We start from the raw sequence: 23,402 nt of genomic DNA on the forward strand, positions 1-23,402 counted from the left end.
CATGTCCAAAGAATCCGACACATTGCTCGAAGCCATTCAGACGCGCGACGTCGAGCGCGTGGCGGCGCTTCTTGCCGCCGGCGCAGATCCAAATGAACCAGGCAAATCCCGCTACGGATCGGGCGGAGATCTCCCCCCATTGCACGCTGCAATTGCCGAACTCGAAGCCTTCGGCGACGACGAGCCTGGCGGACCGATCGATGCCGTCATCCTGCTTTTACGCCACGGCGCCAGGGTCAACGGCTGGGACATTGATAGAGAAGGGGATCCGCTCTTCGACGCGGTACTCATGAAGCACATCGAAGCGGTGCGGCTGCTACTGGCTGCGGGCGCCGATCCCAACGTCCAGGACAACGAGGGCGATTCGCCACTTCGTTTCTGCGCGGATAAAGGCTATCTGGAGATGGCTCGGCTCCTCCTCCTCTGCGGGGCGACCAAGACTATCAACGAGGCAGGAGGGTCCGCGGGCATGAATGCGCTAGGGCTGGCGGCGTACGAGCTCAACGTCGGCATTGTGCGGCTGCTGCTCGCTCACGGCGCAGATCCACTTGTCGAGGACAATGACAGGCGGACGCCGCTCGATCGGCTCCGACGGCTCTCTCCAACTGATCCCGCAGACCAGGACCGTCTTCGTGAGATTCGCCGGCTGCTCGGCGTCCCGTCCGCTTAGTGCCTTGGTGGCGATGGCGACGACGTGGACATGGAATACAGCGCCGAAGCCGGCGTGAAAACGTTCGAATGGACGCCGGTGGCCATCGCGCAACCGCTAGGTTGACCATCCCCACATCCGAACGATCGGCTCTCGGCATGGTCACGATGCTCCCCCATGCCCGAGCGTTCGGCCACCTTCGTGTTCGGCGCGTTGCTCACATCATTCCAAGACAAAAAGTTGGTTCGAAACACACCGCCCGCTGTACCATCGACGCAAGCCGCGCTTGCCATGAAGAAAAAAGAACTGAGTGAACGCGACATCATCAGCAAGTTCGTCTTGCCCGCACTCACGCGTCCCTCCGCGGGTTGGGACCTGCGCGAGCAAATCTTCGAAGAATACACCCTCACCGCCGATCGCATCACCACCAAGGGCCAGCCCGGCCAAATGCGAATCCCCGGCACCGGCAAACGCGCCGACATCGTCCTGTTCTACAAACCAAACCTCCCGCTCGCCGTGATCGAGGTCAAGGACAACAGCCACGCCATCGGCGCAGGCATGCAACAAGCCCTCGCCTACGCCTCGCTGCTCGACGCCCCCTTCGCATACAGCTCCAACGGCGACGCCTTCGTCGAAAGCGACCGTAGTAACCCCGCGAAAACCACCGAGCGCGAAATACCGCTCGACGCATTCCCCTCCCCCGCCGAACTGTGGCAACGCTACTGCCAAACCCACGACATCACGCCGGAACGCGAAGCCATCGTCGCGCAGGATTGGTTTCGTGGCACCGAAGACAAGCAGCCGCGCCATTACCAAATCAAGGCCGTCAATCGCACCGTCGAAGCCATCGCCAAAGGCCAATCGCGCATCTTGCTCGTCATGGCCACCGGAACGGGCAAAACGTTCACCGCTTTTCAAATCATCTGGCGACTGTGGAAAGCCAAAGCCAAAAAACGCGTCCTCTTCCTCGCCGACCGAAACATCCTCGTCGACCAAGCGTATCGCAACGACTTTCAGCCCTTCGGCAACATCAAGAACATAACCAAGATCCGCCATCGACAGGTCGACAAGTCGTACGAAGTGTACCTGGCGCTCTATCAAGCCGTCTCGGGCACCGAAGAGGAAAAGAATATTTATAAACAGTTCACCCGCGAATTTTTCGACTTGATCATCGTCGACGAATGCCATCGAGGCAGCGCGGCCGACGATTCCGCCTGGCGCGAGATCCTCGAATACTTTTCCTCGGCCACGCAAATCGGGCTCACGGCGACGCCGAAAGAGACGTCGACCGTGTCCAACATCGACTATTTCGGCGAGCCCATTTTTACGTATTCGTTGCGCGAAGGCATCGAAGACGGCTACTTGGCGCCCTACAAAGTCATTCGCGTCGAATTCGACAAGGACGTCGACGGCTATACGCCGGGCAAAGGCAAGCTCGACAAATACGGCCGCCTCGTCGAAGACCGCACCTACACGCGTAGCGATTTCGACCGCCGTTTGGTGCTGGAAAAACGCACCGAGCTCGTCGCCAAACGCGTCACCGAATACCTGAAGCTCACCGACCGATTCGCCAAAACCATCGTTTTTTGCCAAGACACCGAACACGCAAGCCGCATGCGCTCGGCGCTCGTGAATGAAAACGCCGATCTCGTCGCGGAAAACGACCGCTACGTCCGGCGCATCACGTCCGACGACCCGGAAGGCAAGCTCGAAATCGACGATTTCATTCAGCCCAAAGAACGGTATCCCGTCATTGCCACGACGGCGCAGCTCCTCTCCACCGGCGTCGACGTGCAAACGTGCAAGCTGATCGTCATCGACCGCGAAATTGGCTCGATGACCGAATTCAAGCAAATCATCGGGCGCGGGACGCGCGTGCGCGAAGATTACGGCAAGTTTTGGTTCACCATCATGGACTTCCGCGGCGCGACGCGGCACTTCGAGGACGAAACCTTCGACGGGCCTCCGGAACAAGTCTACGAAGTGAAAGAGGGGGAATCGATTGCACCACCCGAACGGACGGGCGAGCCATCACCGGGGGAATCGCCATCGGTTTCGCGAAGCGGGCAGCGCCGAGACAAATACGTGATTCCCGACGAAGAAGTCCTCACGGTGGCCGAAACGGTCGTGCGGTATAACGCTGCCGGCAAACGCGTGGAATTGCCCATCGCCGAACATACGCGGCGCGTGCTGCGCGAGATGTGCGGGCCGCGCCGAACGTTCCGTGACCGGTGGCTCGACCCGGAACGACGATCCGAGCTTTTGGGGCATCTGGAACGAGAAGGCGCGAGTCTCGGGGAATTGGCGAAGCATTGCGGTGACGGCTACGCGACGTACGACCTGCTTTCGCACGTGGGCTACGACATGCCGCTCGTCACGCGCAAGGATCGAGCGCAAAAGCCGGTCATACAAACGTATTTCGCGACGCAATCGCCGCTGCGCCGAAAGGTGCTCGAAGGGCTGCTCGCCAAGTTCGTGGACGAAGGCGTCGAGACGCTGGACGACACGACGCACTTGACACTCAAACCCCTCGACAAACTTGGGACGCCGGTGGAGTTGGTGAAGGCGTTCGGCGGACGCGTAGGGTTCGAAAAGGCCATCTCGGTGCTGGAAGCGTACTTGTACGACGACGCTTGACGGCGGGCGGGTTCGTGGGGTACGCAAGGCGCCCCATGGCGATTGGCACGACGATCAAGACCATCCAGGACATCATGCGCAAGGACACCGGCGTCGATGGCGACGCACAGCGCATCGGGCAGCTCGTCTGGATGCTGTTCCTGAAGATCCTCGACGATCGGGAAACTGAAAAAGAAACGTTGCGCAAGCGGTATCGATCGCCGATTCCGGATCATTTGCGCTGGCAAGCGTGGGCGGGCGATGCCGAAGGCATGACGGGCGATACGCTGCTCGACTTCGTCAACAACAAGCTTTTTCCCGAGCTGAAGGATTTGCGGGGCCACGAGCCGCTCGTCCTGGTGATTCGCAGCGTCTTCGAAGATGCCTACAATTACATGAAGAACGGCACCTTGCTGCGGCAGGTGATCAACAAGCTGAACGACATCGACTTCAATCGTTCGGCGGATCGGCATGAAATTGGGGGGATTTACGAACAGATCCTGAGCGATCTGCGCAGCGCGGGCAATGCCGGAGAATATTACACGCCGCGCGCGGTGACGGCGTTCATGGTGGAGCGGGTCGATCCGCGGCTCGGGGAAACGGTGCTGGATCCGGCGTGTGGGACGGGCGGGTTTTTGGCGTGCACCATCGAGCATTTGCGGGACAAATACAAGAAGACCGACGCGGACGAGCAGACGATTCAGGCATCGATTCGGGGGATCGAGAAAAAGCCGCTGCCGCATCTCTTGTGCATGACGAACATGATTTTGCATCAAATCGATGCGCCGACGCAGATACGGCACACGAATGCGCTGGCGCGGGCGGTGGCCGACTACAAAAAATCGGATTTGGTGGATGTGATCCTGACGAATCCGCCGTTCGGGGGCATCGAGGAAGACGGGATCGAGAATTCGTTTCCGGCGGCATTTCGGACGCGTGAGACGGCGGATTTGTTTTTGTATTTGCTGACGGTGCTCTTGAAGGACGGCGGGCGCGCGGCGCTGGTGCTTCCGGACGGGACATTGTTTGGCGAGGGCGTGAAGACGCGCCTCAAGGAGCGGCTTTTGCGGGAGTGTGATTTGCACACGATCGTGCGATTGCCGAAGGGGGTCTTTGCGCCGTACACGAGCATCAAGACGAATCTCTTGTTTTTCACGAAGGGCAAGCCGACGCGCGAGGTATGGTATTACGAGCATCCGTATCCGGCGGGGGTGAAGAGTTATTCGAAGACGAAGCCGATGCGGATTGATGAATTCGGTCCCGAGCGGGCGTGGTGGAACGATCGCAAGGAAACGGATCGGGCGTGGCGGGTATCGATCGAGGACCTGGAGGCGCGCAATTACAACCTCGACATGAAGAATCCGCGTGCGGTGGAGGATGGTCCTGGGGATGCGGAGGCGCTTTTATTGGAATATCGGTCGCTTCGTGCGCAGGTAGCCGAGGTGCGGGACAGGTTGCGGGACGAATTGCGCGCGGCGCTCGAGGGGGCGGCGCGATGAAGCGGAAGAAGAAGGAGCAGCTTGCGTTTTTCGATGCGGCTGCGGCGACAGGGCCTGCGCCGGTGGTGGGGGCGAAGAACCATGAAGTGGTATCGCATGGGCTGACGCCGCAGGCGGAGCGGTTGCTGGCGAATTTCGAGGTGCTGGCCGAGGCGCCGGGGGGCGTGAAGAAGCTGAGGGAGGTGGTGCTGGAGTTGGCGGTTACGGGCAAGCTTGTGCATACAGGCGCTATGAGTCCGGTTGATTGCGACCACGATACTATCTCGAACCATTCAGCAGGTGATGCGTTCAACGACGGCCTCCCTCAAATACCAAAGTTGTGGAAATGGGCTCAGTTTATTGACGTCGCATCAATTGAATCTCGTTTGGTCGATCCGCTACAATTCCCGAACAAGCCACATATCGCTCCCGATAACATTGAGAAAGGCACGGGACGGCTCTTGCCGTTTCGCACGATTGCTGAAGACAAGGTTATAAGCAACAAGCATCATTTTTTCGCAGGGCAAATTCTATACTCAAAAATTCGCCCAAACCTTTCAAAGGTTGTAATCGTTGACTTCGATGGCCTATGCAGTGCCGACATGTATCCAATTGCGACTACCATGGAGCGGCGGTACCTGCACATCTTTATGTTATCGCAAGTTTTCTTGCGCCAGGTTGTTAGCGAAGACAATCGCGTCGCAATGCCGAAAGTCAATCAACAGCAGCTGTCCGCCGTCGCCGTGCCGGTCCCACCCCTCCCCGAGCAAAAGCGCATCGTGGCGAAGGTGGACGAGCTGATGAAGCTTTGCGACGAATTGGAGGCTCGGCAGGCGAAGGAGCGGGAGACGGGGGCGCGGCTGACGAAAGCAGCGCTCGATGCGCTCGCGAATGCCGAGGGGCCGGAGGAATTGGCCGAGAGCTTTCGGCGGGTGGTGGGGAATTTCGACGGGCTCGTGTCGCGCATGGAGGATGTGAAGAAGGTGCGGGAGGTGGTGCTCTCGCTGGCCGTTCGGGGGAAGCTGGTGCGGCAGGATCCGAGGGATGAAAACGCGCGAGTCCGCATCGATCGGGCGATTGAAAAACGAACGGACGTAAGAGGAACGAGAGGTGCACGCAAAAAGAGTACAGGCGATTCGACGGGACTACGAGAGCGTGAAGACCTGCCTTTGTCGTGGTGCGTCGAGCAATTGGCTAATCTTGTTGACCCGCGAAATACGATTTCCTACGGCGTTCTTGTACCCGGGAATGATGTTGCAGATGGAGTGCCATTCGTCCGTGCCCAAGACTTATATACTTCCAATCATCCGCCGCGGCCGAGCAAAACCATTTCACCTGATATCGAGAAGTCATATGCCAGAACGCGGCTTGCTGGCGGGGAGATTCTTCTGTGCGTTGTGGGCAGCATCGGCAAACTTGGAATCGTTCCTGCGAGTTGGGCAGGCGCAAACATAGCCAGAGCCGTTGCCCGCATAAAACCCATTCCGGAGCTTGAGCGTGACTACCTACTCCTCGTATTGCGCGAGGAATCGGTGCAAACCTATTTTAAATCAACTACGCGTACACTTGCGCAACCGACGCTGAACGTCGGATTAATCGAGCAGACTCCGATCCCCCTCCCACCCCTCCCCGAGCAAAAGCGTATCGTGGAGAAGGTCGATCAGCTCATGGCTTTGTGTGACGAGCTCGAGACCAAACTGCGGCAAGCGGAGGAGACGTCGCGCAAAGTGGCGGATGCGCTGGTTTCGGAGCTGATGGCGTAAAGGGCAGGCCGAACCGAGCCAAAAGCGTATTCGGTTACTTCGATGAATTGGCCGGCATGCGCGCCGATGCATTGGCCGGGAAAAAAGCCCCCGCCCCGCCGACCGCACAACCCCCGGGTTGATCATCCCCACATCCGAACGATCGGCTCTCGGCATCATCGAGATGCTCCCCCATGTGCGACGGCTCGGCCTTCGAGCTGTTCGGCATCGTGACGACGACCGAGCGTTCGCGCATCGGCATGATGGCGAAGATGCCCGATACGCGACGGCTCGGCCTTCGAGCTGTTCGGCATTGTGACGACGCCCGAGCGTTCGGGCAACGAGCTGTTCGGCATTGTGCCGACGGCCGAGCGGTCGGGCAACGAGCTGTTCGGCATTGTGCCGACGGCCGAGCGTTCGGCCTTCGATGGAATTGCGTCACGCGTGATCGAGCAGATCGCACTTCCACATCATCTGCGAAAACGTTGACACCCCCGGCCCATGGTGTTGCCCTCGCAGTATGCCGAAGCACCACCTGCCACCGTTCTTGCAATTCGTATGCGCATTGCTGCTGCTATGCAGCGCCGGTTGCCTCACAATGGGCGACCTTCAATGGAGCAATCCCCGCGCGGACGTCGTGTATATTTGCGACAAACCGCTCGATGTCCCCGAGGGCGTGAATCTATGGGCGTGGAACAGCGCGACGGGACGTCTACGCTCGCTCCACAATGCGTCGACGGCGCGCCGGAAACGATCACGGTGACGGGTGCCGATGGGGCTCCCATTTTATCGACTCAATTATTGCTGGCGGTGATACAACCGGATAGGATGCGTTGTTGGAGGTCGACAAATGAATCGAATACGTTCGTATCGCTTTGCTCTGATGCTCGGCATCTCGATCTGGGGAACCGCGGGCTGTACCAATGACCCCGATGCTTCGGAAGCACGCCCCGAAGAAAAAGAAAGCTGCACGCTCAAAGTAAGTGCTTGCAATAACGACTGTCACAAGGCGGACGCACTCAAGGAATGTCCGCGCTGCTGCTTCATGAACGGCAGGTTGTGCGATCGCGGCGAAGACTATGCGTTTTACGCGTGCCAGAATCTCGACTAGCGAGGCACCAACGTGTAGAATACTCTGCACACTCGGAACATGCAGATGAAGACAGCCAGGATTTTCCTCCTAGTAACCTTCGTTGTGGTCTTGATTCCTGGTTGTAGGCCGCGCGAAAAAGGCAAGAACCGCTTTGACGACGTCGATGGCGGTGCTCCGCCCGCGCGTGAAGAATGCACCGTGCAGGCGCTCGACTGTTTCAGCAAGTGTGCCAAGCGCGAAGCAAGTCCTGTATGTATCGGTTGCTGCCGCGATCAAGATTATCTCTGTGACATGCAGCATAAATATTCATTCGATCACTGCGACGGTACGCGCTAGTTTCCGACGGCCACGAAGCTGCCAACCAGTTGCCGCTGAACTTCGTGGAAGTGCTCGCGCGCAACCTGGCGATCGCTGGCGCGCTGGCGTCGGGCGACACGTCGGGTTCGCTGAAGGATCCGAACGGTTCGCGGTACGGGATCCCGTCCGGGAAAAACGCTGGCGGGCCGGATTTGTTGCTGCTTCAAGCGGCCGCGGGTACGTTCGCGATTATCGGGATCCCGTTCAAGTCGGGTAAGGAGTTCATCGAGACGGTCACGAGGGCGCTCAGCCAAAAGAAGGTAGCCGGCATCTTGGATCCGAAGGTCTTGTCAAGGGAAATCGCGGAGAAGTTGGCGGAGGAGCCCAAGAAGGAAGCCGTCAAGGACGCGATAGACGCGTTGAAACGCGGCGACGACAAGGCATTCGATGCCCTCGAGTCATTTGGCAAAGCCATGGCGCCATCGCTTCGGGAGGCGGGTGTGATTTTGCCGTACTCGCGGGCGAAGATCTTCACCAAGGGATGGGAAGGGAAGTTCCAGGCACATCATGCTCTGGAAGTGGATATGGCGGAAGATATCTTCGGCATGGACATGAAGGCGATCGATGATATCCCGGCCATCGTCCTCTCGGAAGCGGAACACAAGGCGATTACGAACAAGCTGAACCAAGCGCGAGCAAAGGTGCTCGACGGACTGAGGCGCGAGGGCAAAGGGGCAGAGCTGTCACCAAGCGATCTCTGGAAGGTATACGAAGAGGTATACGCAGGTTACCCGAGTTGGCTGGATGCGATAAAGCCATACTTCAAATGAGCGACGAGGCAATCACCTAAGTCGAACGAGAGAGCGATGAAAACGAGGATCAGCATTTCTTTCGATGGGTCACGACTTCCTGACGGCGTTGCAACCATCCTGGGACCTGCCGGGTGTGGGTCGGATGTTGCGAACGTCGTTGATGGTGTCGTGCTTGGCAAACGTATGAGCTCCGCATGGGTGAAACTCGATGAAGATGATCCACGCGTTACAATCGTCATGGATCTGCTCAACAAGCATGGTCTCAATGTAGAGACTTACTCGTTCATAGATTACTCCATAGAAGACCTCCAAACGCACGGCTGTTGCGGATGACACTCGGATCCCAACGTAATTTCGCCTCTGCGGGGCTGCAGGCATGGCACCAAGTACGACATGGCCGATGCATGCTCGAATTGCGGCACGGGTGCACGACAGACCTCGGCGCTCTACGTTGACGCATATTACCTACCTAGAATCCGAAAACATCGCGCGATCGGATCACATAGGGCTCACATCCTCGTCGACGGCGGGATGGTCAAGAAGCTGAAAGACGCCGGCGTCACGGGAATCTCGTTTGGCGACGTTCGAGCTCGATTGAAAAACGACAAATGGACCAGCGTGGCCAGAGACCAAATCCTCATCGAACACACGATGCCGCCCATGCGTGGGGAGCTCACGGCCGAAGACGAGCAGTATCTCTGCAAGGTTTGTCGACGAGGCGGACGCATGAGAAGGCCCCCGATGCCCTATCGCGAAGAGGATCTGGTCGGGATGAAGGACTTCAACCTGACATGGGAATGGTTCGGCGACTTCTGGCCCGAAGACAAAGAGAAGCAACGAGGTGAAAAGCGGCCGAATCCCCTCGTCCTCGTCACCCCCAAAGTGATGAACATCTTCCGCGACGCCGGCGTGAAAACGTTCGAATGGACGCCGGTGGCCATCGCGCAACCGCTAGGTTGACCATCCCCATACCCGAACGATCGGCTCTCGGCATGGTCACGATGCTCCCCCACGGCCGAGCATTCGCGCACCTGGCTGTTCGGCACGTTGTGCACCTCGCCCTGCGCACGACCTGCCCTCATTCAAACGACCACACCCCTGTGACCGAAGTGCCCGCCATCAACGCGTCTTGCGCATCGCGCGTCGACAATTCCGAACCAAACGAGCGTTCCCCCAAGGGCACGAGCGCAAACCCGTCGATTCGAATCGATGCCGGACCGGCAATCTCGAATTCCGCGCCGAGGCGCATACTTGCCGCGAGCGTCGTGTGCATTGCATCGTTTCCAGGTTCACTCAGGAAAAACGTCGTGACGACGCCGGTGCACAGACGCAATGCCGACGGTACATAACAAAGCGAGCCGAATAGCGGAATCATATTGCTGCGGGATGCATCCGACATAGGCAATGCATAGGCGACATCGATTTCCATGCGCAGGTGTGGCACGCGAAGCCATGGGACGATTCCAAGCGAAAGGAGCGGACCGAGCCATTGCGCCGGCCTCGCACCCATGCCGAGCAATGCGCCGAGACCGAAGTCAAAGCGACGCACGGCTGGGGGTGGCGTGGAGACGGGGCACTTCGGACACGGCGGGCATGCTGGGGAAGGCGCGGGTTCCGGAGGAGGCGGAAGAGGGGGACACTGGGGCCAAGGTTCGGGCGGCGGGGGTTTTTCAGAAGGCGCCGAGGAGCTTCGCCGCGGCACTCGCCGACTCGTAGAGCACTTTGTAACATTCCTCTCTGGCGCCATAGCGCTCATGATGCTCTGCAATGGTGGCTCCAGCAGCATCCACGAGTGCCACCTCGCCCAGCTTTTCACCCGTCGGAGCACGACGGATGCGTACGACCAACCGGCGATCCGCATCGGGTGACCACACATTGACAGCCACCCAGTTGTCGAGCAGCGTGCGAAACGTCGCGCGGTCGTTGCAAAGCTTTGGCGCTTGGCTCGCATCGAACTCCAGCCGCGCCGGGGCGATGGCGGGTGCGTCGTGGGCGAACGCCGTACGAGCCGGCAAAACCCCAACCAGGCCAAGCATCAAGAAAAATGTGCGCCATGGTTTCGTGATTTCGATAGGCTCGTGTCCTAGCATATCATGAGCCGCCCGCCCTCGACCCCTCCGCCCCAAGATGCGCCCGAACCTCAGAAGCCATCGAACGAATCCGCCATGGCATCCGCGTCCGCATTGGGGTTGTCGAAGGCTCGCGCCGAAGAGCTGATCAACGCGATGCGGGCCATGATTCGCAAAGAGGGTTGTCCGGTGCACCTTCATGACGATGCGCTGCAGGATGCGTTCGTCACGGCACTAAGTAAACCGAATTCGGTCGAGCAGCGCATCAAAGACTGGAATCGGTTCGTCGCGTGGATGGCAACATTGGCCAAATTTGCGGCCATGACCACTCGCAACGCCGAACAGCGACGGCGCGAGAGCGACGAGCCTTCCGACGACACGTGTGCTGAAGGACTCGGCACGTCGGAACCAATGAAGGACTTTCTGGCCCTCGAACTGTTGCAAAAGGCGCGTTTGCAGCTCGATCCGGAAGACGAAGCGCTGCTCGAGGCGCACTACGTCGATGAGAAGACCATCCAGAAGATCGCCAACGAACGGAACCTGCCCTGGTCGACGGCGAAATCGCGCCTCGACCGCGTGCTGCGCCTGCTGCGCGTCGCCATGCAATCGATCGTCGTGAGCGTCGTCGCGCTCGTCACGAAAAACGCCCGCGCCCAAGGTGCTCGTTTGGCTCGGCACGTGTCGCATCTGCTTCCGCATGCGACGCACACGGCGTGCGCGATCACCGTGACCGTGGCCTGTGGCGTCATCGTCCCCGGAAGCGCGATGGCTACAATGGTACGTCAAGACGCACTGGTGTCGGCCCCGTCAGCTTCATCCGAGACAAACAGCACGGCTTCCACCGTGCCGTCGTTGCCCGAGGAGGTTGCGCCCGAAAAACGGATTGGCCTTGACGAACCCGGCGCGCAGTGGTCTGCTTTCACCATGAAGTCGACCAAGATCGCCCTTTGTCTCCAAGCTACTGTTGTTCCCTTTGGTTTTCTCATGGCCTCCGCCATGACCGAGCTCGGCTGTGGCGGAGCCGAACAACATGCGCCTCCGCCCCAAGAACCGGATGACTACGATCCAGGCGGGATGGATCCGTACGACATGTCGTGTGACCGCGAGAGAGCCCGCGGCAACGACTGCCCCACGAAGGCAGAGTGGTGCGCAAGTATGGGCATGCGCCCGGCGCGCCGCGGCTGCCAGTGAGCATCGGGTTGCGCCCGAAAAACGGGTTGGTTTTGTCGCGCCCCATCGCGATTGGCACGACGATCAAGACCATCCAGGACATCATGCGCAAAGACACGGGCGTCGACGGCGACGCGCGCATCGTGACGAAGGTCGATCAGCTCATGGCTTTGTGCGACGAGCTGCTAAGGAGGATGAATCCGGGCCTCGCGACGAGCATGGGCGTCTTCATCACTTGGTCACTTGCACCTCCCCACGCCAATAAAGCACCTTCTGCGTCGTAACACAACCTTGCCACACGCTTGACTGCACCGTACCCCCGTGGGCATCGAGCGGTAACTCGAACCAGGACGGCTCACTCGATGCCGACGACCATCGGCTCCCGAAACGTACACGACATTTTGCGCATTGTTTCCGACTTCGTGTAACGTCACCCGCATGCGATATCTCAGCCTTGCAGCGCTCAAGGTCGCCCTGGCCGACCTTTTCGCCAACCGCCACGTGGCGCTCGTCACATCGAACGCAGGCAAAATGTACGAGCCCGTGTTGCTCGACAAGAAAACCCTGATCGACGCATTGCCCACGCCGTTCACCGGCGGCAAACCTTTCGCCGATGAATTGACCGGTGTGGACAAGCGACATGATGGATTCGGTGCCGCCCTTTGGCATATCACGGAAGCTTATCAATGCTGGCCCGACGCTCCGGCAGACCTGCTCGCCGCGGTTGCTCGAGTGCGCGCGGCCTTCGTTCCGCAGCTCGACGTCTTGCAAGCAAGCTACGTCAATGAAGCTCATGCCGCGATGGATAACGAAGTTTCATTGGAAAAGCTCGAAGCAGACCTGAAAGCGATTCCCATTGCGGGTGGATTGTCGCTCCATGATTGGTGCGCGGGTTTTGTCACGAGCGGCAAGGATATTGCAAAATTGCTGGGCGAACGCGCCGATGCGGACACGGGTGCGCGACGTGAAGCGAGCAAGCTTCGGACGAGCACCTTGGCCGTCCTCGGGCGTTTCCGCGGGGCGCTCGCGGATGAAATGGCTTTGAACAAAGCGCTGCCCGCAGACTTGGACCGGAGCGTATTCGGTTACTTCGATGAATTGGCCGGCATGCGCGCCGATGCATTGGCCGGGAAAAAGGCGCCCGCGCCGCCGACCGAACAACCGCCGGGTTGACCATCCCCACATCCGAACGATCGGCATTGCGCACAATCGAGATGCTCCCCCATGCCCGAGCGTTCGGGCACCTGGGTGTTCGGCATTATGCCGACGGCCGAGCGGTATCTTGAAGTCCCTCAATGCTTCGGAGAAAGAATCCACCATGCGAACGATGATGCTGTTCTTGCGCGGCTTCTTTCTTTGGTGTGCAGCGCGACGCACGCACCTGGTCTTGCTGATTCTGGGGCTCTTCTTGGCGGTATCGACGCCCGCGTGTTCGTCGACGCTGCCTCGAGAACCTCCCGTCAATACATGCGACACGAGCGGCGGCAAGTCCGGTGCGCCGTATTGTTTGCCGCCGCCGGGTTTCTTTTGCGAACGCAATCCTCTGCAACCGGCAACGCCGCGGAGCGGACGTGGGCACAAGGCTTATTTGGGGCAGTTTGAGCTATTCCCCTCGAAACAGGGTTTGGGCATCAATCAACCGGCATGCCCGCAGAACGCGACGCGGCTTCTGCAAGACCAGGAATGGAAAATCGCACACCGCATCGCCAAGGATTTCGGGCACCGCGTCGGGTTCGTGTTGGCGACGTGCGAGCGGATCACCGAGGAGCTCGCGCGTCAGCCGGTGAATGCCCTTGCGGGCTGGAATGATATCGATCCGGACACGCTCGAAGCGGAGTTCATGAGATGCGCCAAGGACCTCGACAAACTCGAGGCGCCGCCTTTGTACGACGATTCGTGGCTTGCGGGAGCGGCGTGGCGCGGATTCAACACGGGTTATGGCGAGGGGGCCGACGAGGTTTGGCATCGCGTGATGATGATCGAGTTTGCGATTGCCATTGTGGAATCTGCGATCATGGCAGGTTTACCGCTCCTCGAAGTGGCCGTGACGCGCGGAATTCGGATTTCGTTGATCGGTCTGCGCCGAATGCCCATTTTCCTTCCAGGCGCCGTCGGTGGGCTCGGTGCAGGGGTTTTTCTCAAGACTGCGCCGCGTGCTGTCGCCAAAGCGGTCGCGACGGGTTCGGCGCGGGCGCTCGGGCGTAACATGGAAATAGCGGGCATGAAGAGACTGGCTGGCGAGTTTGCCCATCACATCGTTGCGCACGGTGCCGACAAGGCGAAGAAGGCGCTTGAGATTCTGCAAAAGTTTGATATCAAGGTCGACGATGCGGTCAATGGGGTGTTTCTGCCTGGCCATTCCAAATCGCCGAACCCGCTTGGAAAGGCGGTCCACTCGAAGGTGCATACGGACGCGTATTATAGGGCTGTAGAGAGACTGCTACAGAGGGCGAAGACCAAAGGCGATGCGATTCAAACGCTGCGCTTCATCGCGGGACAGCTCGAAAAAGGAATCATGCCATGACCGCTGTTTTTCATAGGCTGGGCGCCAAGGGGTACGAGATGATCAACACCGTGAATGGCTACGATGATGACGAGGTGCTTCGCGATCTCTATGGCCCACCGAGGAAGCAGGACTGGAAGCCGATCCTCGTACGGCGTTGTCGACCATCACGGCGCGAAGCTTTCAAAGCCGCGGACCTGCCTTATGACCATGATGTCCTCATCTTGCGTCCTTCGGCTGTCGATGCTCTTCGCGACATCCTCGAAACGCACGGCGAAGTGCTCCCCCTTGCTACCGAAGATGGTGTCGAGCTGTTCGTGTTCAACCCGCGATTCGTCATCGATGCATTCGATAGGGAGCGATCGACCTACGAGCAGATCCCTGGAACGAGTACGCTCTGGATCCGCAAATATGTGTTCATCGAGTCCGCGATACGAGAGATTGACATCTTCAAAATGCCAATGGACCGCGGCGACTACTACAGCGACCGCTTCGTCGAGCGCGTCAAAGCGGCCAAGCTAAAGGGGACCGAGTTCATCAAGTTGTGGTCGTCCAACGACACCGTTTGAGCTCCAAACCAATACACCAATCATTGACTCACGACGCACACGCCGCATGCAAGGCAACCACGTGTCTGGGTCGTTCGAATTGTGGGTCGCCGATATCGTGCAATCGGAAAAAGCCACGATGCTGCGCGATACGACGGTGGACTTCGTTGACTTCGACGAATACGGCAACGTGCTCGAGGTTGACGTGTCCACGGTGGGCGTCGACTTGACGAACCATCTAACTTTGAATGTACTCCGGTCGCCATCGCAGGCTGACGCGAACCTCGGCGGCACGCTCGACTCCCGAAACGTACACAACATCTTGCACATTGTTTCCGACTTCGTGTAACGTCACCCCATGCGATACCTCAGTCTTGCAGCGCTCAAGGTCGCCCTGGCCGACCTTTTCGCCAACCGCCATGTGGCGCTCGTCACATCGAACGCAGGCAAAATGTACGAGCCCGTGTTGCTCGACAAGAAAACCCTGATCGACGCATTGCCCACGGCGTTCACGGGCGGCAAACCATTCGCCGATGAATTGACCAGTGTGGACAAGCGACATGATGGATTCGGCACCGCCCTTTGGCATATCACGGAAGCTTATCAGCGCTGGCCCGACGCCCCGGCAGACCTGCTCGCCGCGGTTGCTCGAGTGCGCGCGGCCTTCGTTCCGCAGCTCGACGTCTTGCAAGCAAGCTACGTCAATGAAGCTCACGCCGCAATGGACAACGAAGTTTCATTGACGAACCTCGAAGCAGACCTGAAAGCGATTCCCATTGCGGGTGGATTGTCGCTCCATGATTGGTGCGCGGGTTTTGTCGCGAGCGGCAAGGATATTGCAAAATTGCTGGGCGAACGCGCCGATGCGGACACGGGTGCGCGACGTGAAGCAAGCAAGCTTCGGACGAGCACCTTGGCCGTCCTCGGGCGTTTCCGCGGAGCGCTCGCGGATGAAATGGCCTTGAACAAAGCGCTGCCCGCAGACTTGGACCGGAATGTGTTTGGTTACTTCGATGAATTGGCTGGCATGCGCGCCGATGCATTGGCCGGGAAAAAAGCCCCCACGCCGCCTACCGAACAACCGCCGGGTTGACCATCCCCACATCCGAACGATCGGCCTTCGGCATGGTCACGATGCTCCCCCACGGGTACTGATCAAACTTGATCAACCAGGTTTGCAGGGGCAAACCTTCCCACCCCGCCCGACCTCCCGAGACACCCCATCGACTTGACCGCGCCAACCTGAACACGTGCGCCAGTGACACGAATCGTCCGCCCCGCCAAACATTCCACTTGACCTTGTTTCCAAGGCTTTTGCGCATGTGTTTTACCATGACGAACCTGTCATATCCTGTCCGATCTGGCCAAGTAAAACCTAGAAAACACGGCAAACGATGCTAGATTCTGTTCATCGGTTCGCTTGCTTGGACGTCTCGCGATGGTCGCGACGACGAGAGCAAGCTCGATGGGGCATCGTCGTGGCCAACCACTTGCCGCTGGAAAAGCGCGTGGACGTTGTTCGACACTTGGTCGAAGGCGCGAGCGTCCGGGCGACGTCACGGCTCACGGACGTGTCGATCCCGACGGTGCTGTCGACGCTGCTCCGCATGGGCGCGGGATGCGACAGCTTGCACAATGCAATTGTGCGAGATCTCGACATTCGCAAGATCGAATGCGACGAGATCTGGTCATACGTCCAAAAGAAACAGGCTCGCGTGACGGACAATGATCCCGTCGAATTCGGCGATGCGTATACGTTTCTTGGGATGGCACGAACCAAGAAGCTCATCATCTCGTACATCGTGGGAAAGCGTGACGAAGCGGCAACGAAGCTGTTCACGAACGACTTGCGCGCGCGTCTCGTGACGATTCCCGAAGTCTCGACGGACGGATGGCAGAGCTACCAGACTGCCGTTGGGCAGAGCTTCAACGGATCGGTCGACCATGCCGTGATCCAAAAGAACTACAGCCGCAAAGGGCGAGCGGATGGTCCAAAGCACGACCATCGTTACGAGCCTCCGCGCGATCCGTTCATCACGAAGCAGGTTGGCCACGGTGCACCGGATTTGAAGCGCGCATCGACGTCGCATATTGAGCGCGCCAACCTGACGGTGCGCATGCACGTCCGTCGCTTCACGCGGCTATGCAATGGCTTCTCCAAGAAGATCGAGAACCATCGCGCTGCCGTGTCGCTTCACGTCGCCTGGTACAACTTCTGCCGAGTGCATGAGACCTTGCGCGTGACGCCTGCCATGGAGGCGGGAATCACGGATCGCGTCTGGACCGTGCAAGAGCTTGTCGAACGTGCGCTTGCGGCCGAACCGTGTGCAGTTCCGGAGCCGAAGCCGCTCGCCCCGCCCGCGCCACCTCCCGGCGAAGCAAAGCCCACGGCGCGCGAGCTTCCGAACGGCAAGGGATGGCTCCGCGTCTTGCAGGGTGGCAAGAGCCCGCAGAACGACGCGCCAAAGGCGCCTACGCCGCCAGCGGCAAAGCCCGTCGTGGAAGCGCCTGTCATCGCGGAAGAACCTGCCAAGGTGACGCCCGCACCCGTCGCCAAGCCTGCTACGGCATCGACGTCAGCGGATGCGCTTACGGTGCCAACGCTTCGCACCTTTGGAGCGCCGCATCGATGGGAGCAAATGGATCTGTTCGGCGGAAGCCGAGTGGAGACGCGAGCACGATCGTTTGGGGATGACGACGAAGATTGCCCGTATTGAACGGACAACGAATTGCTCCGCGCAAACGCCGCGCTACAACGACGCAATGATTGAATCATTGGTCAGCGACAACGACGTCGAAAATCATCGCAACATGATCGGTGCTATGGGGTGCTCGTGTGCACATCGAACGTGCGCCGATCATCCAGATCACGTCAACGATACGCGCAACTTCTTGGCTAACGTGTGCAGCAACGAGCCGATGTTGTACCAGTCGGTGACACCAACAACGGTGCCGCAAGACGCGCACACTATGAACATGAATGCGTAACGCGAGTTGCGTGGCGTATTTTCAGCCATTTCAAAGGTCGTATACTCGCATTTGGGACACTTGGGTGACATCGCAGTGTAGCTCCTGGTCTGAACAGTCAACACGAACAGAATTCCAGGAGCCCAAAGGTGGGCCAAGTTTTCAGAGTTTTTGCTTCTATGGTTAGTCGTGGGTTGGCTGTTGTGGCATGCCCCTCGCTCAGCGCCTTTTCTTCCGATGCCACGGCGTAGGCGGGGTTGGCTGCGGCGGCTCTCTCCAGCGTCCAGACGTGATGACGCTGCGCAACCACTTGCGACTGCGCGCAAGCCGCGCGTTGTAGGTGCCGTCTCCCATCTGCGCGTCGTGGTAGCGCTCGACATACGGCACTTCCGTCGCGACGTTCAAAAGGAAGCGAGCGACAAGGGGACGTTCTTCGATGCGTCGGAGCAGATCCCGAGCTTCCAAACGAGCCACGGGTGAGCATGACGGCCATTCTGCGGGCTCATCCTGGAAAGCTTCGTATCGCGTTGATGCAAGGCGCCTGTAGTTCATGAACGCGTTTTTCGCGACCAAGAACATGAACCGAAGCAAGGCGACGTCGGGCTCGTCAAGCTCGTAGCCCTGGATTCTCCTGTCTTGGATGCCTTGCCACGTAACGATCTCGACGTGCTGCGCAATATCGTCGATCTCGCGCTCGGGACAGCCATGACGGCGCAGCGCTGCGCATATGCACGGGCGCAAGGCATGCGTTTCCTCCGGGGTTGCATCGACGATGCGATTCCCCGCGTGATTGATGACGAATCGCATCACGACCTCCGGAGCGGTCGAACGCCCTTCGCAATGACGAATGCGCCAGCAAGGGCGGTGTGTAGCTCCAGCTCGGAAGCCGCGGCGATGCCACGCGCAAGGGCCATGTTGCCGGGCTCGTCGCCATCGAAGAACGCCTTGATCGTCGAACGGCGGATGCGGAGCAGCCGAGCAATGACGATCCACGAACCATGCTCGCGGCGCATTTGCCGAAGCAGCGCACGCAGGTTGCTGCGCTGCATTTCGTTCAGATCGCGACCCTTCAATGGGCGCTGGCGGTAGGGGGACGTGGACATCATCGTGCCCCCTTTCGGCCACAGAGCGGACAACTGCCTACAGCGTGCGGCTGGCCCGAAAGAAGCTGTTCGATGGTGATTCCCGCGGCGCGGGCGAGAAGATAAGCGAAGCCATACGAACGCGTTTCGCGGCTGTAGAGCGTGCCTTTGGCAAAGCCCATGACCGCAGCGAGAACGTCTCTTCCGCCGTAGGCACGGGCGACGTTCTTGATCGCGGCATGGATCCGCTTCTGCTCTTCAGGCGTCGGGTTGTGGTTGGTTCGATCATGTCGCCTGCGCGCGACTTTTTCTTGGCCCTCTTTCCGAGGGTGAACTAGACGAAGCATGGGTTGCGACTCCGGGGAGCGGGGTTGCGCCAAGTCGCCCTTGGGGGTTTCCAGATCCCCAGGGGCGGCGCTCTTTCGAGCACGCGCATCTTGCGGGTCGCTTTTCGCCGTGTCTACCGACCGATCGCAAACTTGATCAGTCGGAGCCAAACTTGATCAGCACCCCCCACGCCCGATCGTTCGGCCTTCGAGCTGTTCGGCATTGTGACGACGCCCGAGCGTTCGGGCAACGAGCTGTTCGGCATTGTGCCGACGGCCGAGCGGTCGGGCAACGAGCTGTTCGGTATTGTCCCGACGGCCGAGCGTTCGCGCCTCGGCATGATGGCGAAGATGCCCGATACGCGACGGCTCGGCCTTCGAGCTGTTCGGCATTGTGCCGACGGCCGAGCGTTCGGCCTTCGAGCTGTTCGGCATTGTCCCGAAGGCCGAGCGCTGCGGGTGAGCCCTATGGCTCGGAATCCAGGTATTCGACCGTGATCCCCATGCGTGCGAGGATCTCTTCGATCTGGGGCACGAGATCTGGTGGTGCTCGTCCCGTCGACAGCCAATCCAACACCAACCCACGCACGGCACGAACGCCTGTCATGAGGGCATCGTCAGCCACGAAATCCGTCTCGACAGCCCCATCACGAATGCCCTGACGAACGCCCTGAAACGCGTATTCCATAGCGTCTAATTCCGTCACGCACTCTGGGGGCGGCGCTTCGTTCGCTTTGGCGAGTTTTCGCAAATTCGCCATACAGTTGAGCCCCTCCGAAATGGCTTGGACAATTTCCCGCCCCCGATCATGATCACCGGTACTCATTTTCCACCCTCATATACGCAGTAGGGTATTCCAAAAGGTTTTAGATAATGGCAATGTTCGCCATTGGCGAATCTGTAGCTGCACGTATATGTTGGTCTGCCGCCCTTACACCAATACAACGTTCCTTGACCGCTCTCGACCCTATACGGGTGCAAGACGAATTGTGAGCAAGTTGCTCCAATGCCGTAGCATTGCTCCATGCACGCAAAGCTACCTGGCACCCGGCAACGCACCTCCTTGTAAGCAGGCTCCATATCGTCGGAAGTCTCGTCGTCCGCAGTCTCGAGCTCCAGAATCATTTCCTCTGGATCACCAGCCACGTGAGCCTGCGCAACTTCCGCCCCAACGCTCATGACTCCGAACGAACCGTGAATCAGAAACGCTCCGACACCCAGTAGCCTCTTCCGCATGCCAAACCTCCCGTCTCCAGCAGGCTACGAAGGGCAGCGAAGACCGGGCAACTATTCGGCGTGTTTGCATTGCAGGGCGACCCCAAGAAAGGCAACGGGCAAACCACGTCGACATCGAGCCCCGATGGCAATGGGCCGCCCTTGAACTTCGTGGAAGTGCTCGCGCGCAACCTGGCGATCGCTGGCTTGGACCGGAATGTGTTTGGTTACTTCGATGAATTGGATGGCATGCGCGCCGATGCATTGGCCGGGAAAAAAGCCCCCGCCCCGCCGACCGCACAACCCCCGGGTTGATCATCCCCACATCCGAACGATCGGCTCTCGGCATCATCGAGATGCTCCCCCATGTGCGACGGCTCGGCCTTCGAGCTGTTCGCCATCATGACGACGGCCGCTCGGTATCTTGAAGTCCCTCAATGCTTCGGAGAAAGGATCCAACATGCAAACGATGATACTGTTCTTGCGCGGCTTCTTTCTTTGGTGTGCAGCGCGATGCACGCACCTGGGCTTGTTGATTCTCGGTATCTTCTTGGCAATATCGATGCCCGCGTGTTCGTCGACGTTACCACGCGAACCTCCCGTCAATACGTGCGACACGAGCGGTGGCAAGATCGCCTAACCCGCTTGGGAAGGCGGTCCACTCGAAGGTGCATACGGACGCGTATTATTTCGCGGTAGAGAGACTGCTACAGAAGGCGAAGACGAAAGGCGATGCGATTCAAACGCTGCGCTTCATCGCGGGACAGCTCGAAAAAGGAATCATGCCGCCGGATTTGTGGTCGGTACGGGAATTGGCGGTCGATCTGTGTGGACGGAGTGAGGCGGAAAAGCTGGCGGAGGCGCTCCGTAAGGTCAAACGCGGGGAACGGGACCTCGAATCAAAGCCAGCGTGCGATGTTTATTTGAGTTTTTCGCGCTTCGAGGCGAGCGTCGCGCGTGCGTTGCGCGACCGACTGGAAAAGGATGGTTTGCGGGTTCAAGAGGCGAGTGATGCCCAGGCTACCGCGTTCCGCGATTTTCTACTCCGTACTGTTGGAAATGCATTCTTTGTTTGTCTACTGTCGCCGTCGTATATCCACTCGAAATTATGGGCGGACGGCTTGCACTGGATTCGTCTCTACGGGCGCGCGGTGTTCCCGAATCGGTTCATCCCAATCATGGTCCGTGATACGGTGATCCCGTGGCAACTACGGCACACCTATCTCGATTTTCGCACGGAGAAGCAAATCGAAGCGAACTATCCGCGGCTATTGCAGATGTTGAAGTCGAAGCCTGCTTAGCTCTCGCATCACCCGCGATACGCGTCTGGCTCGATGCCGAACCGCTGTAGCCATCGATGCACCTGCATGCGTGATTTGCCCAGCTTCCGAGCGACGGTCGTCACGTTGCCACGATGCTCTTCGAGCAAGCGCACGATTTGTTCGCGCAATTCGTCTGGATTCGCAGGCACGTCCAATGGAGCCACCTGTCGCTCGACCGATTTTGCAATCACTTCGGGCAGATGCGCGACCTCGATGACGCCCCGATCCGCAAGCGCTGCGGCCACGGAGAGAGCATTGTCGAGCTCGCGGATGTTCTGCGGCCATGAATACGACACGAGACGCCTTGCTGCAGATACGCTGAGACGCACACGTTTCGCGCCTTCGACGTTCGTGCGCTGCAAGAGATCGCCTATCAATACGCCAATGTCTTCCATACGCTCGCGCAAGGGCGAAAGCATATGCTGATAGCCTTTGAGGCGCGCCAAGAGATCCGCTCGGAATTCGCCGAGCAAACACAGCTCGTCGAGCGATTTGTTCGTCGCCGCAATGATCCGCACGTCGACGGCCGAAGGACGCGTGCCCCCCACGGGCACCACTTCGCGCTCCTGCAAAACACGCAACAAGGCTGCCTGCGCCGGAAATGGCAAGTCGCCTATTTCGTCGAGAAACAGCGTCCCGCGTTCCGCGCTGCGAACGTAGCCGGGCTCGTCCCGTCGAGCGCCCGTGAAGGAACCTTTGAGGTGACCAAAGAGCTGACTTTCGACGAGCGACGAGGTCAATGCACCACAATTGACGGCGACGAACGGTCCCGGACGGCCCGATATCGCATGCATTCCCTTCGCCAATAACTCCTTGCCCGTGCCCGTTTCGCCCAGCAGCAACGTCGTAATGGGCGCGCGAGCCACGCGAGCGAGCGCATCGAGATTCGTACCAATGGCGGGCACGAGGCTCGAATACCCAGGAATGGCTCGGTCGCAACGCGCACTATCGAGGTCGGGAGCGCATTCGGGGAGCGCAGGCAACGCCGCGCGATAGCGGAGCATGACGGAACCAATTTCAATGGAATCGCCGTCGCGAACGAGGGCACTCGTCACGCGCTCGCCATTGACGCAACAGCCATTACGGGAATCCAGGTCTTCGAGGAACCACCCCTCCTCGCGACGAATCAACCGCGCGTGTGCTTTGGAAACCGTGGATGACGGGAGGCGCAGGTCGAGCTTTTGCGCATCCACCCGAGACACGGCTCGCGCCGCACCTCGCCCCATCGTGACGACATCGATCCCGGACAAACCATGACGCGAGCCGCCCGCCGTGGGTTGATCACATTGCAAGATAACGAAAAGAAAGGGTAAAGCTTTCGCTCGTGTCGCGCTGTCTTCCCGTCGCACGTCCTGCGTCGTCGTCAGATTGTCGCTCATGCGCGTCCATGATACCCCAAAAGCGCCCTCTTTTGCACCACACAACGACGGTCATTGGAAGGGTGTCGGCTGACGTGCGGCTGCCTGGCGACGCATACAGGTCTGCTCACCTTCTCGAGCGTCGCACAATGCCC

General features: G+C 59.3%; 32 protein-coding genes. 22 read left to right on the forward strand and 10 right to left on the reverse strand.

The window, feature by feature from the left end; genetic code table 11:
- Position 1: 1 nt before the first annotated feature.
- From IPM54_37030 to IPM54_37045, 4 genes are all read left to right on the forward strand, one after another.
- Positions 2–670 (forward strand): ankyrin repeat domain-containing protein, encoded by a 669-nt coding sequence (locus IPM54_37030; GenBank protein ID MBK9265377.1) that lies wholly within the window; start codon positions 2–4, stop codon positions 668–670.
- Between the two features lie 270 nt (positions 671–940).
- A complete protein-coding gene (locus IPM54_37035) occupies positions 941–3,286 on the forward strand; it encodes a DEAD/DEAH box helicase family protein (GenBank protein MBK9265378.1) in 2,346 nt (781 codons plus the stop codon).
- Between the two features lie 35 nt (positions 3,287–3,321).
- Positions 3,322–4,764, forward strand: a complete 1,443-nt coding sequence (locus IPM54_37040) for an SAM-dependent DNA methyltransferase (protein MBK9265379.1) — start codon at positions 3,322–3,324, stop codon at positions 4,762–4,764.
- A complete protein-coding gene (locus IPM54_37045) occupies positions 4,761–6,506 on the forward strand; it encodes a restriction endonuclease subunit S (protein ID MBK9265380.1) in 1,746 nt (581 codons plus the stop codon). The genes IPM54_37040 and IPM54_37045 overlap by 4 nt, the downstream gene beginning before the upstream one ends.
- A gap of 34 nt (positions 6,507–6,540) precedes the next feature.
- On the opposite strand, the gene IPM54_37050 is transcribed toward IPM54_37045, so the two are convergent.
- A complete protein-coding gene (locus IPM54_37050; GenBank protein MBK9265381.1) occupies positions 6,541–6,747 on the reverse strand; it encodes a hypothetical protein in 207 nt (68 codons plus the stop codon).
- Positions 6,748–6,800: 53 nt separating this feature from the next.
- On the opposite strand from IPM54_37050, the gene IPM54_37055 reads away from it, so the two are divergent.
- The 6 genes from IPM54_37055 (at position 6,801) to IPM54_37080 (ending at position 9,647) form a co-directional block, all read left to right on the forward strand.
- Entirely contained in the window at positions 6,801–6,974 is a 174-nt protein-coding gene (locus IPM54_37055; GenBank protein MBK9265382.1) for a hypothetical protein, read from the forward strand.
- 361 nt (positions 6,975–7,335) lie between these two features.
- A complete protein-coding gene (locus tag IPM54_37060; protein ID MBK9265383.1) occupies positions 7,336–7,596 on the forward strand; it encodes a hypothetical protein in 261 nt (86 codons plus the stop codon).
- Positions 7,597–7,635: 39 nt separating this feature from the next.
- Positions 7,636–7,914, forward strand: a complete 279-nt coding sequence (locus tag IPM54_37065) for a hypothetical protein (GenBank protein MBK9265384.1) — start codon at positions 7,636–7,638, stop codon at positions 7,912–7,914.
- 29 nt (positions 7,915–7,943) lie between these two features.
- Positions 7,944–8,705 (forward strand): hypothetical protein, encoded by a 762-nt coding sequence (locus IPM54_37070; protein MBK9265385.1) that lies wholly within the window; start codon positions 7,944–7,946, stop codon positions 8,703–8,705.
- 36 nt (positions 8,706–8,741) lie between these two features.
- Entirely contained in the window at positions 8,742–9,020 is a 279-nt protein-coding gene (locus IPM54_37075; protein ID MBK9265386.1) for a hypothetical protein, read from the forward strand.
- 198 nt (positions 9,021–9,218) lie between these two features.
- Positions 9,219–9,647 (forward strand): hypothetical protein, encoded by a 429-nt coding sequence (locus IPM54_37080; protein MBK9265387.1) that lies wholly within the window; start codon positions 9,219–9,221, stop codon positions 9,645–9,647.
- Positions 9,648–9,765: 118 nt separating this feature from the next.
- On the opposite strand, the gene IPM54_37085 is transcribed toward IPM54_37080, so the two are convergent.
- Both IPM54_37085 and IPM54_37090 read right to left on the reverse strand, forming a co-directional pair.
- A complete protein-coding gene (locus tag IPM54_37085) occupies positions 9,766–10,236 on the reverse strand; it encodes a hypothetical protein (GenBank protein ID MBK9265388.1) in 471 nt (156 codons plus the stop codon).
- Between the two features lie 121 nt (positions 10,237–10,357).
- Positions 10,358–10,723, reverse strand: a complete 366-nt coding sequence (locus IPM54_37090; protein ID MBK9265389.1) for a hypothetical protein — start codon at positions 10,721–10,723, stop codon at positions 10,358–10,360.
- Between the two features lie 129 nt (positions 10,724–10,852).
- On the opposite strand from IPM54_37090, the gene IPM54_37095 reads away from it, so the two are divergent.
- From IPM54_37095 to IPM54_37135, 9 genes are all read left to right on the forward strand, one after another.
- Positions 10,853–11,947 (forward strand): sigma-70 family RNA polymerase sigma factor, encoded by a 1,095-nt coding sequence (locus IPM54_37095; GenBank protein MBK9265390.1) that lies wholly within the window; start codon positions 10,853–10,855, stop codon positions 11,945–11,947.
- Between the two features lie 32 nt (positions 11,948–11,979).
- Positions 11,980–12,210 carry a hypothetical protein gene (locus tag IPM54_37100; GenBank protein MBK9265391.1) on the forward strand — a complete coding sequence of 77 codons (231 nt, stop codon included), beginning with the start codon at positions 11,980–11,982 and terminating at the stop codon, positions 12,208–12,210.
- A 154-nt stretch (positions 12,211–12,364) separates the two neighbouring features.
- Positions 12,365–13,099, forward strand: coding sequence for a hypothetical protein (locus IPM54_37105; GenBank protein MBK9265392.1), 735 nt, complete (start codon positions 12,365–12,367; stop codon positions 13,097–13,099).
- 145 nt (positions 13,100–13,244) lie between these two features.
- Positions 13,245–14,450, forward strand: coding sequence for an AHH domain-containing protein (locus tag IPM54_37110; GenBank protein MBK9265393.1), 1,206 nt, complete (start codon positions 13,245–13,247; stop codon positions 14,448–14,450).
- A complete protein-coding gene (locus tag IPM54_37115) occupies positions 14,447–14,998 on the forward strand; it encodes a hypothetical protein (GenBank protein MBK9265394.1) in 552 nt (183 codons plus the stop codon). Before IPM54_37110 ends, IPM54_37115 begins: the two co-directional genes overlap by 4 nt.
- A gap of 61 nt (positions 14,999–15,059) precedes the next feature.
- Positions 15,060–15,326, forward strand: coding sequence for a hypothetical protein (locus IPM54_37120; protein ID MBK9265395.1), 267 nt, complete (start codon positions 15,060–15,062; stop codon positions 15,324–15,326).
- A gap of 9 nt (positions 15,327–15,335) precedes the next feature.
- A complete protein-coding gene (locus IPM54_37125; protein MBK9265396.1) occupies positions 15,336–16,070 on the forward strand; it encodes a hypothetical protein in 735 nt (244 codons plus the stop codon).
- A 385-nt stretch (positions 16,071–16,455) separates the two neighbouring features.
- Complete coding sequence (locus IPM54_37130) at positions 16,456–17,694, forward strand: IS1 family transposase (GenBank protein MBK9265397.1); 1,239 nt, start codon at positions 16,456–16,458, stop codon at positions 17,692–17,694.
- On the forward strand, positions 17,669–17,965 hold the full coding sequence (locus IPM54_37135; protein MBK9265398.1) for a hypothetical protein: 297 nt from the start codon (positions 17,669–17,671) through the stop codon (positions 17,963–17,965). The genes IPM54_37130 and IPM54_37135 overlap by 26 nt, the downstream gene beginning before the upstream one ends.
- Before the next feature lie 198 nt (positions 17,966–18,163).
- On the opposite strand, the gene IPM54_37140 is transcribed toward IPM54_37135, so the two are convergent.
- The 6 genes from IPM54_37140 to IPM54_37165 all read right to left on the reverse strand — a co-directional run bounded on the left by IPM54_37140 (position 18,164) and on the right by IPM54_37165 (position 20,588).
- Positions 18,164–18,751 carry a hypothetical protein gene (locus IPM54_37140; protein ID MBK9265399.1) on the reverse strand — a complete coding sequence of 196 codons (588 nt, stop codon included), beginning with the start codon at positions 18,749–18,751 and terminating at the stop codon, positions 18,164–18,166.
- The gene (locus IPM54_37145) at positions 18,751–19,050 is read right to left on the reverse strand and encodes a hypothetical protein (protein ID MBK9265400.1); all 300 of its coding nucleotides are present in this window, start codon (positions 19,048–19,050) and stop codon (positions 18,751–18,753) included. The genes IPM54_37140 and IPM54_37145 overlap by 1 nt, the downstream gene beginning before the upstream one ends.
- Positions 19,047–19,373: a transcriptional regulator gene (locus IPM54_37150; protein MBK9265401.1), complete on the reverse strand. Its 327-nt coding sequence runs from the start codon at positions 19,371–19,373 to the stop codon at positions 19,047–19,049. The genes IPM54_37145 and IPM54_37150 overlap by 4 nt, the downstream gene beginning before the upstream one ends.
- 156 nt (positions 19,374–19,529) lie before the next feature.
- Positions 19,530–19,787 carry a hypothetical protein gene (locus IPM54_37155; GenBank protein ID MBK9265402.1) on the reverse strand — a complete coding sequence of 86 codons (258 nt, stop codon included), beginning with the start codon at positions 19,785–19,787 and terminating at the stop codon, positions 19,530–19,532.
- Positions 19,788–19,818: 31 nt separating this feature from the next.
- Positions 19,819–20,178, reverse strand: coding sequence for a hypothetical protein (locus IPM54_37160; GenBank protein ID MBK9265403.1), 360 nt, complete (start codon positions 20,176–20,178; stop codon positions 19,819–19,821).
- Positions 20,175–20,588, reverse strand: a complete 414-nt coding sequence (locus tag IPM54_37165; GenBank protein MBK9265404.1) for a hypothetical protein — start codon at positions 20,586–20,588, stop codon at positions 20,175–20,177. The genes IPM54_37160 and IPM54_37165 overlap by 4 nt, the downstream gene beginning before the upstream one ends.
- A 60-nt stretch (positions 20,589–20,648) precedes the next feature.
- On the opposite strand from IPM54_37165, the gene IPM54_37170 reads away from it, so the two are divergent.
- The 3 genes from IPM54_37170 (at position 20,649) to IPM54_37180 (ending at position 21,868) form a co-directional block, all read left to right on the forward strand.
- Positions 20,649–20,882: a hypothetical protein gene (locus IPM54_37170; GenBank protein ID MBK9265405.1), complete on the forward strand. Its 234-nt coding sequence runs from the start codon at positions 20,649–20,651 to the stop codon at positions 20,880–20,882.
- A gap of 145 nt (positions 20,883–21,027) precedes the next feature.
- A complete protein-coding gene (locus tag IPM54_37175) occupies positions 21,028–21,207 on the forward strand; it encodes a hypothetical protein (protein ID MBK9265406.1) in 180 nt (59 codons plus the stop codon).
- On the forward strand, positions 21,191–21,868 hold the full coding sequence (locus IPM54_37180; GenBank protein MBK9265407.1) for a toll/interleukin-1 receptor domain-containing protein: 678 nt from the start codon (positions 21,191–21,193) through the stop codon (positions 21,866–21,868). The genes IPM54_37175 and IPM54_37180 overlap by 17 nt, the downstream gene beginning before the upstream one ends.
- Before the next feature lie 8 nt (positions 21,869–21,876).
- Here IPM54_37180 and IPM54_37185 read toward each other — a convergent pair whose 3' ends face one another.
- Positions 21,877–23,268 (reverse strand): sigma 54-interacting transcriptional regulator, encoded by a 1,392-nt coding sequence (locus IPM54_37185; protein ID MBK9265408.1) that lies wholly within the window; start codon positions 23,266–23,268, stop codon positions 21,877–21,879.
- Between the last annotated feature and the right edge of the window lie 134 nt (positions 23,269–23,402).

The organism is Polyangiaceae bacterium (assembly GCA_016715885.1).
Classification (GTDB): domain Bacteria; phylum Myxococcota_A; class Polyangia; order Polyangiales; family Polyangiaceae; genus Polyangium.